The 15963-nt window shown below is 69.7% G+C and carries 16 protein-coding genes; 12 read left to right on the plus strand and 4 right to left on the minus strand.

All coding sequences use genetic code 11. The annotated features are described in order from the left end of the window. Positions 1 to 23 precede the first annotated feature (23 nt). The 5 genes from FHX82_RS02130 (at position 24) to FHX82_RS02150 (ending at position 5210) form a co-directional block, all read left to right on the plus strand. The gene (locus FHX82_RS02130) at positions 24 to 485 is read left to right on the plus strand and encodes a GtrA family protein (RefSeq protein WP_145936064.1); all 462 of its coding nucleotides are present in this window, start codon (positions 24 to 26) and stop codon (positions 483 to 485) included. Between the two features lie 60 nt (positions 486 to 545). Next, complete coding sequence (locus FHX82_RS02135) at positions 546 to 2495, plus strand: glycosyltransferase (RefSeq protein ID WP_145936091.1); 1950 nt, start codon at positions 546 to 548, stop codon at positions 2493 to 2495. A gap of 176 nt (positions 2496 to 2671) precedes the next feature. Beyond that, the gene (locus tag FHX82_RS02140; protein ID WP_221215311.1) at positions 2672 to 3139 is read left to right on the plus strand and encodes a hypothetical protein; all 468 of its coding nucleotides are present in this window, start codon (positions 2672 to 2674) and stop codon (positions 3137 to 3139) included. Positions 3140 to 3142: 3 nt separating this feature from the next. After that, the gene (locus tag FHX82_RS02145; RefSeq protein WP_145936062.1) at positions 3143 to 3730 is read left to right on the plus strand and encodes a DUF3558 family protein; all 588 of its coding nucleotides are present in this window, start codon (positions 3143 to 3145) and stop codon (positions 3728 to 3730) included. Position 3731: 1 nt separating this feature from the next. Further along, a complete protein-coding gene (locus tag FHX82_RS02150) occupies positions 3732 to 5210 on the plus strand; it encodes a PPE domain-containing protein (protein WP_145936061.1) in 1479 nt (492 codons plus the stop codon). Between the two features lie 13 nt (positions 5211 to 5223). Here the strand turns inward: FHX82_RS02150 and FHX82_RS02155 are convergent, their stop codons facing one another. Then, complete coding sequence (locus FHX82_RS02155) at positions 5224 to 5466, minus strand: hypothetical protein (protein ID WP_145936060.1); 243 nt, start codon at positions 5464 to 5466, stop codon at positions 5224 to 5226. Positions 5467 to 5535: 69 nt separating this feature from the next. Here FHX82_RS02155 and FHX82_RS02160 point away from each other — a divergent pair, with 69 nt between their 5' ends. Continuing rightward, entirely contained in the window at positions 5536 to 6309 is a 774-nt protein-coding gene (locus FHX82_RS02160; RefSeq protein WP_145936059.1) for an ESX secretion-associated protein EspG, read from the plus strand. Here FHX82_RS02160 and glfT1 read toward each other — a convergent pair. Genes glfT1 through wzm form a run of 3 tightly spaced genes read right to left on the minus strand, consistent with a single transcriptional unit; the run spans position 6297 to position 9001 of the window. After that, the gene (gene glfT1 / locus FHX82_RS02165) at positions 6297 to 7214 is read right to left on the minus strand and encodes a galactofuranosyltransferase GlfT1 (protein ID WP_145936058.1); all 918 of its coding nucleotides are present in this window, start codon (positions 7212 to 7214) and stop codon (positions 6297 to 6299) included. The two genes, FHX82_RS02160 and glfT1, sit on opposite strands and share 13 nt — an antisense overlap. Before the next feature lie 2 nt (positions 7215 to 7216). Next, positions 7217 to 8032 (minus strand): galactan export ABC transporter ATP-binding subunit Wzt/RfbE, encoded by an 816-nt coding sequence (wzt, locus tag FHX82_RS02170; RefSeq protein WP_145936057.1) that lies wholly within the window; start codon positions 8030 to 8032, stop codon positions 7217 to 7219. A gap of 9 nt (positions 8033 to 8041) precedes the next feature. Further along, complete coding sequence (wzm, locus tag FHX82_RS02175; RefSeq protein ID WP_145936056.1) at positions 8042 to 9001, minus strand: galactan export ABC transporter permease subunit Wzm/RfbD; 960 nt, start codon at positions 8999 to 9001, stop codon at positions 8042 to 8044. 201 nt (positions 9002 to 9202) lie between these two features. Here wzm and FHX82_RS02180 point away from each other — a divergent pair, with 201 nt between their 5' ends. From FHX82_RS02180 to FHX82_RS02205, 6 genes are read left to right on the plus strand one after another with little or no spacing between them, the layout of a single operon-like run. Further along, positions 9203 to 11068 carry a glycosyltransferase gene (locus tag FHX82_RS02180; protein ID WP_145936055.1) on the plus strand — a complete coding sequence of 622 codons (1866 nt, stop codon included), beginning with the start codon at positions 9203 to 9205 and terminating at the stop codon, positions 11066 to 11068. A gap of 20 nt (positions 11069 to 11088) precedes the next feature. Next, positions 11089 to 12282, plus strand: coding sequence for an acylneuraminate cytidylyltransferase (locus FHX82_RS02185; RefSeq protein ID WP_229880806.1), 1194 nt, complete (start codon positions 11089 to 11091; stop codon positions 12280 to 12282). After that, entirely contained in the window at positions 12279 to 13148 is an 870-nt protein-coding gene (locus tag FHX82_RS02190) for an N-acetylneuraminate synthase family protein (protein WP_145936053.1), read from the plus strand. Before FHX82_RS02185 ends, FHX82_RS02190 begins: the two co-directional genes overlap by 4 nt. Positions 13149 to 13204: 56 nt before the next feature. Beyond that, positions 13205 to 13888, plus strand: coding sequence for a glycosyltransferase family 29 protein (locus FHX82_RS02195; RefSeq protein WP_229880808.1), 684 nt, complete (start codon positions 13205 to 13207; stop codon positions 13886 to 13888). Then, the gene (locus FHX82_RS02200) at positions 13885 to 14328 is read left to right on the plus strand and encodes a hypothetical protein (RefSeq protein ID WP_145936052.1); all 444 of its coding nucleotides are present in this window, start codon (positions 13885 to 13887) and stop codon (positions 14326 to 14328) included. Before FHX82_RS02195 ends, FHX82_RS02200 begins: the two co-directional genes overlap by 4 nt. Next, positions 14312 to 15952, plus strand: coding sequence for a hypothetical protein (locus FHX82_RS02205; protein WP_145936051.1), 1641 nt, complete (start codon positions 14312 to 14314; stop codon positions 15950 to 15952). Before FHX82_RS02200 ends, FHX82_RS02205 begins: the two co-directional genes overlap by 17 nt. Positions 15953 to 15963 lie beyond the last annotated feature (11 nt).

The following is a 15963-nucleotide window of genomic DNA, read 5'->3' on the forward strand; positions in this document are numbered from 1 at the left end:
TCCCATGCCGGTGAGGTAGTGCAGTGGTGTCCACGGAACCGCAGGAGACGACCGAAACCCCGAAAACCGCGCCGGGCCTCCTCGGCCAGCTCGTGCGGTTCGCGCTCATCGGCGGCTTCTGCGCGCTGCTGGACCTGGGCACGTACTCCCTGGAGATGGCGCTCGGCATGGACGTCCAGCCGTGGCCGGTGCTGGCCCGCGCCGTCAGTTTCATCGTCGGCACCACCACCGCCTTTTTCCTTAACCGGAAATTCACGTTCTCCGCGGGCCGGAAAGACGGCGCCGGGCAGATCGGCGGATTCGTGCTGCTCTACGGCGTGACTTTCTTCGTCACGATCGGGGTGAACTCGCTGATGCTGGCGGTGCTTCCGGAGTTCACGCTGAAGGAGACGGTGGCCTGGGTGATCTCGCAGGGCACCGCGACGGTGATCAACTTCGTGATGCTCAAGTGGGTCGTGTTCCGCGAGCAGCCCGCCGCCGCGTAGCCCCCCGAGCACCGGTAGCTTGACCCCGGCGTGACCGAACCCCTGGAGGACAGCGAACTCATGGCTGGTAAGACCGCCACCGGAAGGCCCACGACGTCGGCGCGGACGCGGAGCAACGGCTCTCGCGCGGCCGAGGGCAAGGAGCAGACCACGTTCTCCGAGCACACTCCCCAGGGGCGGTTGACCACCCAGCGCGGCCTGTTCGCGGGGCCGTCGCCGATCGTGTCGAAGGACCTCTACGCCGAGGTCCCGTCGGGTGTCGTCACCCGCGGCCGGGACACGCTGGTGCTCGAAGAGGCGGCCCGCGTCTCGGGCAACACCTACTTCGGCCGGTTCCCGGCGAGCTACTGGCAGCGCTGGACCACGGTCCGCGAGGTGCGCGCCGAGCTGGTCGTGAGCGGGTCCGGCCTGGTCGCGGTCCGCGCGTCGGACTACGAGGGCGAGCCGCGGACGGTCGAGGCGCGCGAGGTCGAGGGCGCGAAGCAGGAGGCGGTGTCCTTCGACCTGAAGCTCGACAAGTTCCTCGACGGCGGCGCGCTGTGGCTGGACTTCGAGACCGAGGCCGGGCAGGGGCTGCGGGTCGAGCGGGTGCGCTGGACGGTCGAGCCGCCGGAGAAGATCCGTCCCACCGCGGTCACCATCTGCACGATGAACCGCGCGGACGACTGCCTCAAGAACCTGCAGGCGCTGGCCGGGGACATCTCGTCGCTGGAGACGCTCGACGCGATCTACGTCGCCGACCAGGGCACGGACCGGGTCGACTCGCGCGAGGGCTTCGCGAAGGTCGCGGCGGACCTCGGTGACAAGCTGCACTACATCACCCAGCCGAACCTCGGTGGCGCCGGCGGGTTCACCCGCGGCCTGTACGAGGTGGCGGGGCATTCGGACACCGAGCACGCGAACGTCCTGTTCATGGACGACGACGTGCTGCTGGAGCCGGACCTGGTGATCCGGCTGACGGCGTTCTCGAACCGCGCCGCGAACCCGGTGATCGTCGGCGGGCAGATGCTGAACCTGCTGCACCCGCACCAGCTGCACGTGGGGGCCGAGTACGCGCGGCTGAACACGCTGGAGCCGGGGATGCCGGTGGAGCACAGCCTGTCCACAGCGGACCTGATGGGTGTCGACGAGGAGACCGGCAAGCCGAACAAGCAGGAGCGGCGCCTCGACGCGGGCTACAACGGCTGGTGGTCTTGCCTGATCCCGGCGGAGGTCGTGCAGGCGGTCGGCTACCCGATGCCGTTCTTCTTCCAGTGGGACGACGCGGAGTACAGCTACCGGGCGCGGGCGCACGGCTTCCCGACGGTCACCCTGCCGGGTGCCGGGGTGTGGCACGCGGACTTCCACTGGAAGGACTGGGACGAGTGGCACCGGTACTTCAACCTGCGCAACTCGATCATCACGGCGGCGCTGCACAGTGAGTTCAACCTGACCGTGCTGGCGCGGGTGCTGATGGCGCAGCTGGTGCGGTACCTGCTGGGGATGCAGTACGGCCTGACGCACACGCTGATCAAGGCGGTCGAGGACTTCCTGGAGGGCCCGGAGATCCTGCGTGACGGCGGGGTCGCCGCGATGCGGGAGATCCGCGAGATCCGGGCGAAGTACCCGGAGACGAAGCGCCACGACCCGACCGAGGTCCCGGGCATCGCGTCGAACGACATCGGCATCATCAACGGTGGCGGCCGCCCGTCGCTGCAGCGGCTGGTCCTGATCAAGCGGGTCGTCGACCGACTGCGGGGGCGGTCCCGGTTCTCGCTGGGCGCGATCCCGATGGACGAGGCGTCGTGGTGGCACGTGGCCCTGTTCGACACCGCGGTGGTGACGGACGCGAACCAGGAGGGCGTGCGGGTCCGCAAGTACGACCGGGACCGGATGTTCGAGCTGGGCAAGCGCGGGGTGCGGGTGCTCAATCGTCTGCGCAAGGAGGGCAAGGCCGTCCAGGCGCAGTACAAGCGGGCGATGCCGGAGCTGACGAGCCGGGAGAACTGGAAGCGCCTGTACGAGCTGTGATTTTCCGCTTCGGAAGGGGCGCGGGCTTTCGGGTCCGCGCCCCTTTTGTCGTGGTGGGGGAACCACAGGCCGCTGAGCTGCGTCGAAGGAACGATTCTGCGTGAAACCGCGGTTACCGCTGGTCGCCGACCAGTAGACTCCGCGAGGTACCAGAACGAGACGACGTGGGGACAGCGATGACGGGGTTCGTGCCCAACGCGGGTCAACAGCCGCCGGCCACCACCATCGGTGGCACGATCGGTTCAGCGATCGGCGGCATGCTCAGCGAGGCATCCATCGCCTCCACCACGGCCGAAGTGCAGAAACTGGTGGACTCGGCCAAATCCGGCGGCTTCGCGATCAGCGAAGAAGGCGCGAACGAGTACATCCGGGTTTTCCGTGAGTTCGAAGACGTAGGCGGCGATCTGCTGCGTACGGTGGACGCGGCCGGGCAGGCACCGCAGCTGGGCGACAGCGACTACGCGAACAGCGTGGCCTCCCACACCGTGCTGATGGCGAGTGGTGATCCGCAGTCGTACGGCACGGCGCTCCGAGCGCTTCTCCAGATCGTCAAGCAGGCCCGCGAAGCGTTCGAGCAGGCCAAGAAAAACTACACGCACATGGACGACGAGGCCGTGCGCACCTTCAACGGGGTGCAGGTCTGACCCATGACTGCCGTCAAGAACAGCCTTTCGGCGCTCCTTGCGACCGTGGCGGGAGCGTTTCTCGTCGTTGGGTGCTCGAGCCCGCAGACGGGACAAGCTGTTCCGAGCACGGGCAGCGGCGCAGCGTCGAGTACCTCTGCGGCTGGTTCCTCGCCTACTGCCAACACCTCCCTGGCGTCGATCAAGCCGTGTGACCTGCTGACCTCTCAGGAGGCAGCCCAGTTCAAAGCTCAGGGACCGGGGCAGGTAGGAGACACGCAGGCGTCCGGTTCGACCAGTGCGTGTGGTTGGCACGGACGGTCTGCGGACGACAGCTCCGTCAGTTTCGGCATCGACATCCGAGCGTCACAGGGTGTGGACGAACTGCGCGCGAACGGCGGCACCATCACGGATGGCAAGGTCAACTCCCGTACCGCCCGCCAGCTGCAGACAGTCAATGCCGGCTGCATCCTGACGCTCGCGGTTACTCCGAACTCCCGCGTGGACGTGTCCGTTGTCGTAGCGGCGAGCCCGAATGCCACCGAGGCCTGCCAAATCGCTTCGAACATCGCGACGATCATCGAGCCGAAGTTGCCTCCGGAGGCGAAGTAGCATGACCAATCCGCAGCAGCCGGGCAGCCAGGGGCTGGACCAGTACAACGGCGACGGCCGGTACGTTTCGCCGCAGGAGGCGTACGCCCAGGAGCTCAAGGCGCAGGGCTACGACCCCAACAGCCAGGGCTTCCTGGACGCCATCAACAACTTCGCCGCTCAGTTCCAGGCGCAGGCGACCACCGACCAGCAGCGTGCGCAGCAGTCCCGCCAGCTCAGTCAGGACGTCGAGTTCCGCGGCGGGCTGAAGCCCTCGAACCAGAACTACCTAGCGATCGAGCACGAGAAGCTCAAGGCCATGGTCGACACCGTCAACCCCAGCCAGGTCACCGGCGTCTCCAGCTCCTGGACCCAGCTCGCCAACGCGATGGCCACCTTCGGGCAGCAGCTCAACCAGGCCGCGTCCAAGTCCGGCGCCACCTGGAAGGGCGCGGCCGCGGGGTCGGCTTTCAACTTCGTCTCCGGGCTCGGCACGTGGAGCGACCAGAGTGGTCAGGCGGCGCAGCTCGCCGCCGATCAGGTGTACAACCAGTCCTCCGCGGCGGAGACCGCGAAGAACAGCATGCCCGAGCCGATCCCGTTCAGCTGGTCCGACGAGGTCAAGAGCTGGGCCACCTCGAACCCCTTCGACCTCGTCGACAACATCGACAAGTCGCTCCAGAAACAGCAGCAGAGCCAGGACGCGCACGAACAGGCCGCGCAGGTCATGTCCACCTACGACAACAACCTGTACAGCGCCGCCGCCAAGGCACCCGCCTTCACGCCGCCCCCCACGTTCGACGCCTCCTCCACCGGCTCGATCGGCCACATCACCGGCGGCCTCGCCGGCACCACGTCCTCCTCCTTCACCGGCCCGACCGGCGGCAACATCGGCGCCTCCGGCGGCCACCCGACCAGCTCCACGGGCACCCCCGGCACCGGCTCGGTCAGCGGCATCCTCGGCAGCATCGCCACGCCACCGACCCTCACCAACGGGGTCAAGACCGGGGTCCGCAACCCCTCGGACAACACCACCAGCGCACAGGGCTTCCAGACCTCCACCGGCAACTCCGGCTCCGGCACCACCTCCGACCTCGGCGCCACCGGGCTCGGCGCCATGGGCGGCATGCCGATGGGCGCCATGGGCGGCGTCGGCGGCATGGGCGACGAGGAGTACTCCTCCGGCAGGTCCGGCCGCGCTGGTAGCGGCAGCTTCGGGCCCGGCGGCAGCGGTTCGGCGGCCGGCAGCGGCAGCGCCGGCGCGGGCGGTCAGTCCGGTGCCCGCGCCGCCGGCGCCGGGGCGGCCGAGACCGCCGCGGGCGGTGGGCGCGGCGCGGCCGGCGCGGGGCGCAGCGGAATGGGCGGCATGGGCGCCCACGGCGCCAAGGGCAAGGGCGAGGAGGACGAGGAGCACCAGCGTCCCACCTGGCTCGTCGAGCCCGACCCCGACGACGTGTTCGGCACCAGCGAACGCACCGCGCCGCCGGTGATCGGGGAGTAACGCGGAAAAGGAATCAGTGCAGCCCGAAGACCTTGCCCCTTCGCTGCAGGTCGTCGATGTACGCGACGGCCACGTGGGCGAAGTTCACGGAGATCCGGTTGTCCTCCTTGGTCTGCACTGATTCCACCGAACCGTGCTCCAGCAACAGGTGCAGTTTCGACGCCAGCTCGTCGGCGTCCTTCTCCGCCAGCGCGAACACCAGTGGTTCGCCGCCGGTGGACAGGTGCAGGACGAGTGCGGGTTTCTTGTCGGCCATGCACCCAGAACAGCAGCTCGCGATCTTGCCAGGCAACACGGTTCGCTGAAAGCGGAGGGAAAAGAAACGATGCCACACCAGTTTTCGCTTTCGCTGGCGGCGCTGGACATCCTGCTGGAGCACCTGGACCTCGGCCGGGCCCCGCAACCGTTCGAGGTCCCCCACCTCGGCATCACCTTCGACGAGCGCGCGCAGATCCGCAACGCCGTGTTCCGCGACCTCGAGTCACGCGGGCTCTTCGGTCGCGGCCGCCTCGACGACGACGTGGAGCTGGCCCTGCGGACCTTCGTCGCCGGGCCGTTCGCCGTCCTCGCCGTCGCCCAGCTCGACGACGGGCAGCAGCTGTTCGCCCGCGCCGCGTCCAACGGCCAGTACGCCGTGGTGGCCAAACAGGACCGCAACTCCATGATCTTCCAGGAGTGCCGTGCCACCGCGATCGTCGCCGGCGTCGTCGACCTGCTGCCCCGCACGCCCGCCGCGGCCGGGCCGTCGGTCACGGTCGCCAAACCCGCGAGCGGCCGCCACCACCGCCAGGACGACGCGTACGACCCCTTCGCGAACGTCGCCAAGCCGCGCTCCACGGCGCCCGCCCAGCTGCGTGCGGTGGAGCGGATCTTCCAGAAGCCGAAGCTGCGCATCGGCCAGTTCACCGTCGTCGTCCCCGGTCGCGACGGGAAACCCAGCCGCCTCACGCCCACCGCGTGGTTCGACACCGACGAGGGCCGCTACTTCGCCACCTCACGCAAGGCCGAGGACGGGCAGAGTTGGCTGACCTATGCGCCCGCCGACAACTCACGCATCGCGCATCACCTGTTCGAGGAGCTACAGGCTCACGCGCGGTAACGGAAGAAGCGCTCGCGCTGCCCCAGCCGCACCAGCTTCAGCCACTGCAGGAACGCCTTCGGGTCACGCTTCACGCCCACGAAGTACAGCCCGAACCGGAGCACCTCAAGCGCACCGATCTTGCGCATTCCCGGCTGCGACAACAGGTACCCGCGGTTGCGGTAGGTGTAGTACCGCTTGACCTCGTTTTCCGGGTCCTGCGCGTGGAACCGCCCGCCGAGCATCGGCTTGAACTCGTCCGACCCGTCCGGGTGCAGGTATGCCACGCGCAGCGACGTGCCGAACGGCAGCCCCGACCGCACCAGGCGGCGGTGCACCTCGACCTCGTCACCGCGGAAGAACAACCGCAGGTCCGGCACGCCGACGACGTCCAGCGTCGAGGCGCGGAACAGGGCGCCGTTGAACAGCGACGCGATGCCGGGCAGGAAGTCGGTGCCCAGCTCCGCCGAGGACCGCTTCCACGTCAGTCCCCGCCGCAGCGGGAACGCCAGCTTCGCCGGGGCCTCGATGTTGGACACGACCGGCGAGACCTCCGCCAGTCCGCGTTGCTCGGCCTCCTGGAGCAGCACTTCCAGCACGTGCTCGTCCGCCGGGCGGCCGTCGTCGTCGGCCAGCCACACCCAGTCCGCGCCCAGCGACAAGGCGTGCAACATGCCCAGCGCGAACCCGCCGGCGCCACCGAGGTTCCGGTGCGACGGCAGGTATGTGAACGGCAGCGGGAAGGTCTCGACGACCTCGCGCGCGGGCTGGTCCGGCCCGTTGTCGACGACCACGAGGTGGTCGACGGGCCGGGTCTGCGCCGCGATCACCTTCAGCGAGTCCGCGAGCAGGTCACGCCGGTGCCGGGTGACCACCACGGCCACCACGGCCCCCGCGGGCAGGGGCGCCTGCTCGGCACCGCTCATGCTCACTCGCCGCCCTTGCCGGCGACCGCGGGCTCGGCACCGAGGCGGGCCAGCATCTCCGCGCTCATGTTCTCGTACGGGTCGCGGCCCTTGTACGCCGTCAGGACTTCCCGCAGCGAACCCTGCTTGCGCATCCGGCCCTCGTCCATCCAGATGGCCGTGGTGCACAGCTCCAGCAGCAGGTCGTCGGCGTGCGAGGCGAACACCAGCAGACCCGAGCGGCGGACGAGGTCGACGAGCCGGTCCCGCGCCTTGTTGAGGAACGCCGCGTCGACCGCGCCGATGCCCTCGTCGAGGATGAGGATCTCCGGGTCGATCGTCGTCACGACGCCCAGCGCGAGCCGCACCCGCATACCGGTGGAGTACGTGCGCAGCGGCATCTGCAGGTAGTCACCGAGCTCGGTGAAATCCGCGATGTCGTCGACCCGCTTCTCCATCTGCTTGCGGGTCATGCCGAGGAACAGGCCCCGGATCATGATGTTCTCGTAGCCGGAGATCTCCGGGTCCATGCCGATGCCCAGGTCGAACACCGGCGCGACCTTGCCCACCACGCGCGCGGTGCCGCGGGTGGGCTCGTAGATGCCCGACAGCAGCCGCAGCAGCGTGGACTTGCCCGCGCCGTTGTGCCCGACCAGGCCGACGCGGTCGCCGTCCTTGAGCGACAGCGACACGTCCTGCAGCGCCTCGATGATCGGGACCTTCGCGTCGGTGCCGATCTTGCCGCCGACCTTGCCGAGCACCCTCTTCTTCAGCGAACGGGTCTTCGCGTCGAAGATCGGGAAGTCGACGTAGGCGTTCTGGACCTCAATGCTGACCATGTCTAGTTCTCACACCCAGTAGGAGACGCGGGCCCGGTAGTTGCGCATGGCGATCAGCGCGAGCAGCCAGCCGACGACGGTGATACCGCCGACGACGACCCAGCTCCACGGGTTGACCGCCTGCCCGATGAGCGGGGCGCGCAGGACCTGGACGAAGTGGTAGAAGGGGTTCAGGTGCACGATCGGCACCACCCAGCTGGCCAGCTCGGCGCGGGCGCCGGTGCCGTAGAGCTGGTCGATCGGCCAGACGATCGGGGTCATGTAGAACAGCAGCTGGATCAGCGAGTTGATCACCTGCGGGATGTCCCGGTAGCGGGTCGAGATGATGCCCAGCAGCAGCGTCACCCACCACGCGTTGATCGCCAGCAGGACGAACGCGGGGATCGCCGACAGCGAGTACCAGCCCAGGCCCGGGTGGCAGATCACGTTGGCTTCGCACACGCCGTGCTGCAGGCCGTAGGAGTGGTTCAGGTTGCCGAAGAAGATCGCGTCGATGATCACGACGACGATCAGGTTGTGCGCGAACATCAGCGTCTGCCGCCACACCGTGCGCAGCGCGTACACCGTCAACGGCGCCCGGATCTGCTTGATCAGGCCCTCGTTGGAGATGAACGTCTCCATGCCCTCGGCGAGGCAGCCGCTGATGAAGCCCCAGACGATGAAGCCCGTGGCGATGTAGGGCAGGAACGTCGAAACGTGCAGACCCCACAGCGTCGAGTACAGGACACCGAGGCCGAGGGAGATGACACCCTGGCTGATGGTGATCCAGAACGGGCCGATCACCGAGCGGCGGTAGCGCTGCTTGATGTCCTGCCAGCCCAGGTGGCTCCACAGTTCGCGCTGGCGGAAGCCGTCACGGAGATCGGCGGTCGCGCGCGCGAAGGAGCGGCTGCCCGCCGAGGGCGGGACGCGGCTGGCGCTGTCTGTCACGGGGTCGCTGGCCTTATCGACCGTGCTGGTGGCGTGCACCCGCTCAGGGTAGCGACCGGAGCCACACCCGCCGGGAGAGGGCGGGCAACCTCAAGGTCATTCGCCGCGTCACTCTTTCGGGGCGGGTGATTTATCGCCTTCTCACGCCCGGTAGCGTGTGATCCATTCCGCGAGGCGTCGGGGCCGAGCGCTGCCGTCGACAAAAACAGCACATTTTCTCGAGACGGGGTATCGAGCGATATGACCCAGAAAGCGATCGCCGAGCCGGAGAACCGGTCCGGTCGCCAGTCCGGTGGGCCCGGGCGCCTCCTCGCACAGCGGACCTTCTTCGCCGCGCGTTCCTTCCCGGCGCCCGACGCGATGTACGCCGTCACCACGCTGGGTGCCGCCACCACGGAGCGGGACCGCGTCACGGTCGAGCCGCACGCCGCGGTCAGCACGAACACCTACTTCGGGCGTTTTCCGGCGAGCTACTGGCAGCGCTACACGGAGATCACGTCGTGCGACGTCGAGGCCGTCGTCACCGGTTCCGGCAAGCTCATCGTGAGCGCGTCGGACAGCAAGGGCGACAGCCGGCAGGCCGCCTCCGTCACCGTTTCGGGTGCCGACCGGCAAACCGTCCGGCTGACCGCGCCGATCGACCGGTTCGTCGACGGCGGCGCGCTGTGGCTGGACGTCGAGACCGCCGGTGAGCGGCTGGTCGTCGAGGACGTCCGCTGGACCGTCGCGGCCGCCGGCGCGCCGCGCCCGGTGTCGGTGGTCATCTGCACGCACAACCGCGCCGACTACTGCATCGAGACGCTCACCGAGCTGGCCGAGGACCCGATCGTGCGCGACTACGTCGCCGCGGTGCACGTCACCGACCAGGGCACCGACACCGTCGAGTCGCGCGAGCGGTTCGCGCACGTCAAGGAGCTGCTCGGCGACAAGCTGCGCTACGTGCGCCAGCCCAACCTCGGCGGCGCGGGCGGGTTCACCCGCGGCATGTACGAGACGCTCGAAGCCCCTGGCGGCGAGGACGCGCACATCCTGCTGATGGACGACGACATCAAGCTCGAGTCCGACACCATCATGCGGATCAGCGCGCTCGCCAACAGCACCACCGAGCCCGCCGTCGTCGGCGGCCAGAACCTGTGCGAGCTGCACCCGGACCAGCTGTTCGTCGACGCGGACATCGCGAACCTGCCGAAGCTGCGCGCCGGCATCGACCGCACCGACTCGCTGTCGCAGCGCAGCATGCTCGAACACAACCAGGACCGCCGGGTGGACGCCACGCACAACGCGTGGTGGTGCTGCCTGATCCCGGCCGAGGTCGTGCGCGCGGTGGGCTACCCGCTGCCGATCTTCTTCCAGTGGGACGACGTCGAGTACGGCCTGCGGGCGCGTGGCGCGGGCTTCTTCACGGTGACGCTGCCTGGCGCCGGGGTGTGGCACCAGGACCTGCACTGGAAGGGCTGGGACGACTGGGCCCGCTACTTCCACTACCGCAACGGCCTGATCACCGCCGCGCTGCACCACCAGCTGCAGCCGAAGGACATGTTCCAGTTCCTGCTCAACGAGTTCATGGAGACGCTGGCCTCGATGCAGTACGGCCTGGCGGCGACCATGATCAAGGCGATCGAGGACTTCCTGAGCGGCCCCGAGACGCTCGCCGACGGCGGCGCGAACGTGGTGCCCGCGATCCGGATGCTGCGTGCGGAGTACCCGGAGACGCACATCGTCCCGGCGGCACGCACCGGCGTGCGGGCCGACCACATGCCGATCGTGCGGGCCGGTTTCGAGCCGTCGAAGCCGACGCTCGTGCTGCTCAAGCGACTGGCCATGCAGTACCTGGACAAGCCGGGCGGCAGCGCGGCGGTCCGCGCCGGGGACGAGCACTGGTGGCACGTCTCGCTGTTCCGCACCGCGGTGGTCACCGACTCCTCGCAGACGGGTGTGCGGGTGCGCCGCCTGGACAAGCGGCTCATGACGAAGCTCGGCAAGCAGGGCCTGCAGGTGCTGTGGCGGCTGCGGCAGGAGGGGGAGCAGACCGTCCGCCGCTACCACGAGGCGCAGCAGCAGCTGACCAGCAAGGAGAACTGGGAGCGCCTCTTCGGCGAGCGATGACGTTCCGTACCCTCGGCCGGGTGACAGAACGCGACGGGACCCGGGTGCTGGCCGTCGTCCCGGCCCGGGGCGGCTCGAAGGGCGTGCCCGGCAAGAACCTGGCGAAGGTGGGGGAGGACCCGCTGGTCGCCCGTGCCGTGCGGGCGCTGCGCTCGTCCGCCCGCGTGGACGAGGTGGTCGTCAGCACCGACAGCACGGAGATCGGGACGGTCGCCAAGGCCGCGGGTGCGGTCGTGCTGCCGCGCCCCGCCGAGCTGTCCGGCGACTCGGTGTCGTCGGAGGCGGTGCTGCTGCACGTGCTGGACGCCTTCGAGCAGGAGCACGGTCACGCGCCCGACGTGGTGCTGATGGTGCAGTGCACCTCGCCGTTCATCGCGACGGAGACGATCGACAACGTCGTGGCGCAGGTCGCCGACAACGGCTGGGACTGCGCGCTCACCGCCGTGCGGGTGCACGAGTTCCTCTGGCAGCGTGACGCCGAGGGCGGTGCCGTCGCGGTGAACCACGACGCCGCCGTGCGGCCGCGGCGCCAGGAGCGCGCGCCGGAGTTCCGGGAAACCGGTGCGGTGTACGGGATGCGCGTGTCCGGGTTCCGCGCGGCGCGGCACCGGTTCTTCGGCCGCATCGGGCTCGTCGAGACGCCCGCGGAGCATGCGATCGAGATCGACACGCCGGAGGACCTGGCGGTCGCGCGCCTGCTCGCCGCCACGCTCGAACCGCCCGTGCCGGAGCTCGTCGACGTCGACGCCGTGGTGACCGACTTCGACGGGGTGCACACCGATGATCACGCGCTGGTGCTGCAGGACGGCACCGAGGGCGTCATGGTGAGCCGGTCCGACGGCGCCGGGGTGGCCCGGCTGCTCGCCGCGGGCGTCCCGTTGCTGATCCTGTCCGTCGAGCAGAACCCGGTGGTCGCCGCGCGCGCCGCCAAGCTCGGCGCGCAGGTGCTGCACGGCGTCGGCGACAAGGCCGCCGTGCTCAAGACCTGGCTGGCCGAGCAGCGCCTCGACCCCGCCCGCGTCGCGTACGTCGGCAACGACCTGCGCGACCTGGAGGCGATGGCGCTGGTCGGCTGGCCCATCGCGGTGCAGGACGCGCGGCCGGAGGTCCGCAGGGCCGCCCGGCTGGTGCTGGACCGCCCCGGCGGGTACGGCGCCGTCCGCGAGGTGGCGGACCTCGTGCTGCACGCAGTCGAACGGAGGAAAGAACAGTGACTTCTGCCGTGCGGATCGGCGACCGCGAGGTGGGCCCGGGGCACCCGGTGTACACCGTCGCGGAGATCGGTATCAACCACAACGGCGACGTCGGCATCGCGAAGCAGCTGATCGAGATCGCCGCCAGTGTGGGCGCGGACGCGGTCAAGTTCCAGAAGCGGACGCCGGACATCGCGACCCCGCCGGACATGCGCGACACGATGCGCGACACGCCGTGGGGCCGGATGACCTACCTCGACTACCGCTACCGCGTCGAGTTCGGCGAGGAGGAGTACGCCGAGATCGACCGGTACTGCAAGGAACTGGGCATCGCCTGGTTCGCCTCGCCGTGGGACGTGCCGAGCGTGGACTTCCTGGAGAGGTTCGACGTCGTCACGCACAAGGTCGCTTCGGCGTCGCTGACGGACCTCGACCTGCTGAAGGCGTTGCGCGACACCGGAAAGCCGATCATCGCCTCCACCGGTATGTCCACAATGGAGGAAGTCGACGCCGCCGTCGAGGTGCTCGGCACCGACCGGCTCGTGCTGCTGCACACCACGTCCACGTACCCGTGCCCGCCGGAGGAGGCGAACCTGCGCACGATCGGCACGCTCGCCGAGCGGTTCGGTGTCCCGATCGGCTACTCCGGGCACGAGCGCGGGCTGCAGGTCTCGATCGCCGCCGTCGCGCTGGGTGCGTGCCTGGTCGAGCGGCACGTGACGCTGGACCGCACGATGTGGGGTTCGGACCAGGCCGCGTCGCTGGAGCCGGACGGGCTGCGGCGGCTGGTGCGCGACATCCGCAACGTCGAGCTGGCGCTCGGCGACGGGGTCAAGCGGGTCTTCCCGGGCGAGGAGAAGCCGCGGCAGCGCCTGCGCCGGGTGTGACGCCTGCTGTGCCGTTCGTTACAGTCTGGCGGTCCATCGGGGAAGAGGAGGACTTCGTGCACCTCGCGGAGGCCGCGCCGGAGCAGGCGGGCGCACCGGGGCAGCTCGACGTGTTCCGGGACCTGCTCGTCGCCTACGCGCGCGGGCAGCGGGTCGAGACGGTCACGGTGGTCGGCAACGCGCCGCTGCCGCCCAGCGCGCAGCGGGCGGAACTGATCGACGACAGCGACCTCGTGCTGCGGATGACCACGTTCGCGCTCGACGAGCCCGGCGCGGAACCGGCGTACGGCCGCAAGACCGACGTCGTCGTCCTGCACCGCGGAGTGCTGGTCAGCCCGCACACCTTCGCCGACTACAAGTCGCGGCTGTACCTGCTGGCCGAGCCGGGCAGGCTGCACTGGGAGACCGAGATCATCCCGGACTGGTGGCCGGACGACATGGGTTTCGTGCCCATCCCCAACCGCCTGTTCGTGCAGCCGCTGGGGCGCCTGCTCGGGCTCGACCCGGAGCAGGCGATCTGGGCGACCACCGGCACCCTCGTCGTGTACCTCGCCGTGCGGCTGTTCCCGGCGGCGAAGATCCGGATCACCGGGTTCTCGATCCTCGACCGGCCCGAGCAGACGACGTTCGCGCACGCCTGGGGCGAGGACGTGAACGTCACCGGAGACCACCGCCTGCACGCCGAGTCCGCGCTGCTGCGGTCCTGGAGCGACACCGGAGAGATCGAGTTGATCGCGTGAGCACCGTCAAGAAACTGGGCAAGGTCGCCGTGTTCCCGCTGTGGAAGCGGTTGCGCTGGCGCATCGAGAACGTGACCGAGCAGCGGTTCGGCCCGCAGCTCGACGACCTGCGCCGCCAGCTGGACGGGCTGCGCGGGGAGCTGCACGCGGTGCGTGACGAGCTGCGCGGGCACACCGACTCGCGCGCCGCCGAGCTGGACGGGCGCATCGGCTGGCACGACGACGAGATCCGGCGGCTCGCCGCGCACGTGGCCGCCATGGACAGCAGGCTGGCGACGCTCGAACGCCCGGGTGCGGGTAACGGGCAGTCGCCGGCCGACGTGGAAGAGGTGCGGGCCGAGCACGCGCGGATCCGGGCCCGCGTTTCCGCCGTGGCGCAGTACGAGGAGCGCCTGGCCCGAGTGGAAGAGGCACTGACGAAGGATGACCACCGCAACTGAGGTCAGACTCGGCGCCCCCAGCCGTCGCCCCGCGTTCTCCCGCGTGGCCTGGTTGGCGGGCGGCCTGCTCGCGGCGATCCCGGTCGCCGTGACGCTCTTCTGGACTGGTCTGAACCACGATGTCCGGTTCGTGCTCGGTTGTCTGCGTACGAGCGATGTCGGTCCCGCCGGGGTTTTCGTGCACCGGCCGCTCGCGTACCGGCTCGTTCTCGCGCCGACCAACCTTGTCTCGTCGGAAACGCTGATCCGCCTCGGCGCGCTCGTCATCGTCGCGCTCGTCGCACTCTGGCTGCGCGCCGCGTTGCGCCGCCCGGAAAGCTCACTCGTGGCGGCGGCCGTCGGGCTCGCGCTCGCGCTGTCGCCGAACTGGGACTTCCTGCAACCCGAGTGGATGGCCGGTGTGTTCGCCACCGCCGCCGTCGCCGCTTCCCTGTGGCCCAAACGACTGTGGGTCGGCGCGGTGCTGGGCGGGCTCGGCCTCGCGCTCGCCGTGCTGGTGAAGTACACGACGGCTCCCACGGCGTTGCTCGCGATCGGCGTCGTGCTGCTCGTCGACCGCCGCCGTGCACTGTGGACGACCGTGGCCGCCGTGCCGATCGGACTCGGGCTGTTCGGCCTCGCCGTGCTGATCGAACCGCGCGAATGGCGCTGGTTCCACGAGTTCTCGGTGCTCAACGGCGCGTCCCCGCTCAGCGGCGGCAAGATCGACGTGTTCGACCTCGCCCGCACGGTGATGAACGAGGCGCTGCAGAACCCGCTGTTCGCGCTGCTGCCGGTCAGCGTCGTGGTGCTGCTGCGGCTGCGTCGCGGCTGGTGGGTGCTCCTGCTGGCGCTGGGCGTGCTCGGTGTGTTCACCACGACCCTGTTGCAGGCGCAGTGGTTCCAGTACCACCTGACGCCGCTGCTGCCGCTGGCCGCCGGGGTCTGGGCGCTCGCCGTCGGCCGCTGGTACACCGAGCACGGCCGTCCACCGTGGACACTCGTGGTGACCACCGCGATCCTCGCCGTGATCGAACCGCTCGCGGCGGCGCGCTCCGAGCAGTGGCGCGACAACCACCAGATCCTGGCCTACGCGGGGCTCACCGGGCTCGTGGTGCTGGCGTGCGTGGTCGCGGCGCTGGAGTCGACGCGCGGCAGCCGACGGCTGTTCGCCATCCCGGTGCTGGTCGCCGTGGCCGCGTTGTCCGTGCAGGTGTGGCCCAGCAGCCCGTACTCGTTCGACTTCGGCGCCGCCGACAACCGCAACACCGACCGCGTCAACACCGCGGAGCGGCTCGTGACGCAGCTGGGCCAGGTGCGCGAGCAGATCGGCCCGGACACCGAGGTGCTGTACATCGCTTTCGGCGACGTCGCGTACTTCCTCGGCAACCCCACGCCGTGCCGGTACCCGTCGCCGGTGTTCCTGCAGCGCAGCACCGACATCCCGGCGATCCGGGGGCTCGTCAGCTACGAGGAGAACGCGGCCTGCCTGACGGACCCGAAGGTGCGCTACCTCGTCTACAACACCAGCTGGCTCGACCTGGACAAGCTGGAACCGCGGCTCGCGCAGGAGGTCCGCGAGACCTTCGACTGCAGCAACCCGATCAGGACCACCGACGTCGAGGTGTGCCCGCGCCGTCAGTAGGCGGCGCGGGC

The sequence above is a fragment of the Amycolatopsis bartoniae genome (assembly GCF_014191255.1).
In the GTDB taxonomy this organism is placed as follows: Bacteria; Actinomycetota; Actinomycetes; order Mycobacteriales; family Pseudonocardiaceae; genus Amycolatopsis_E; species Amycolatopsis_E bartoniae.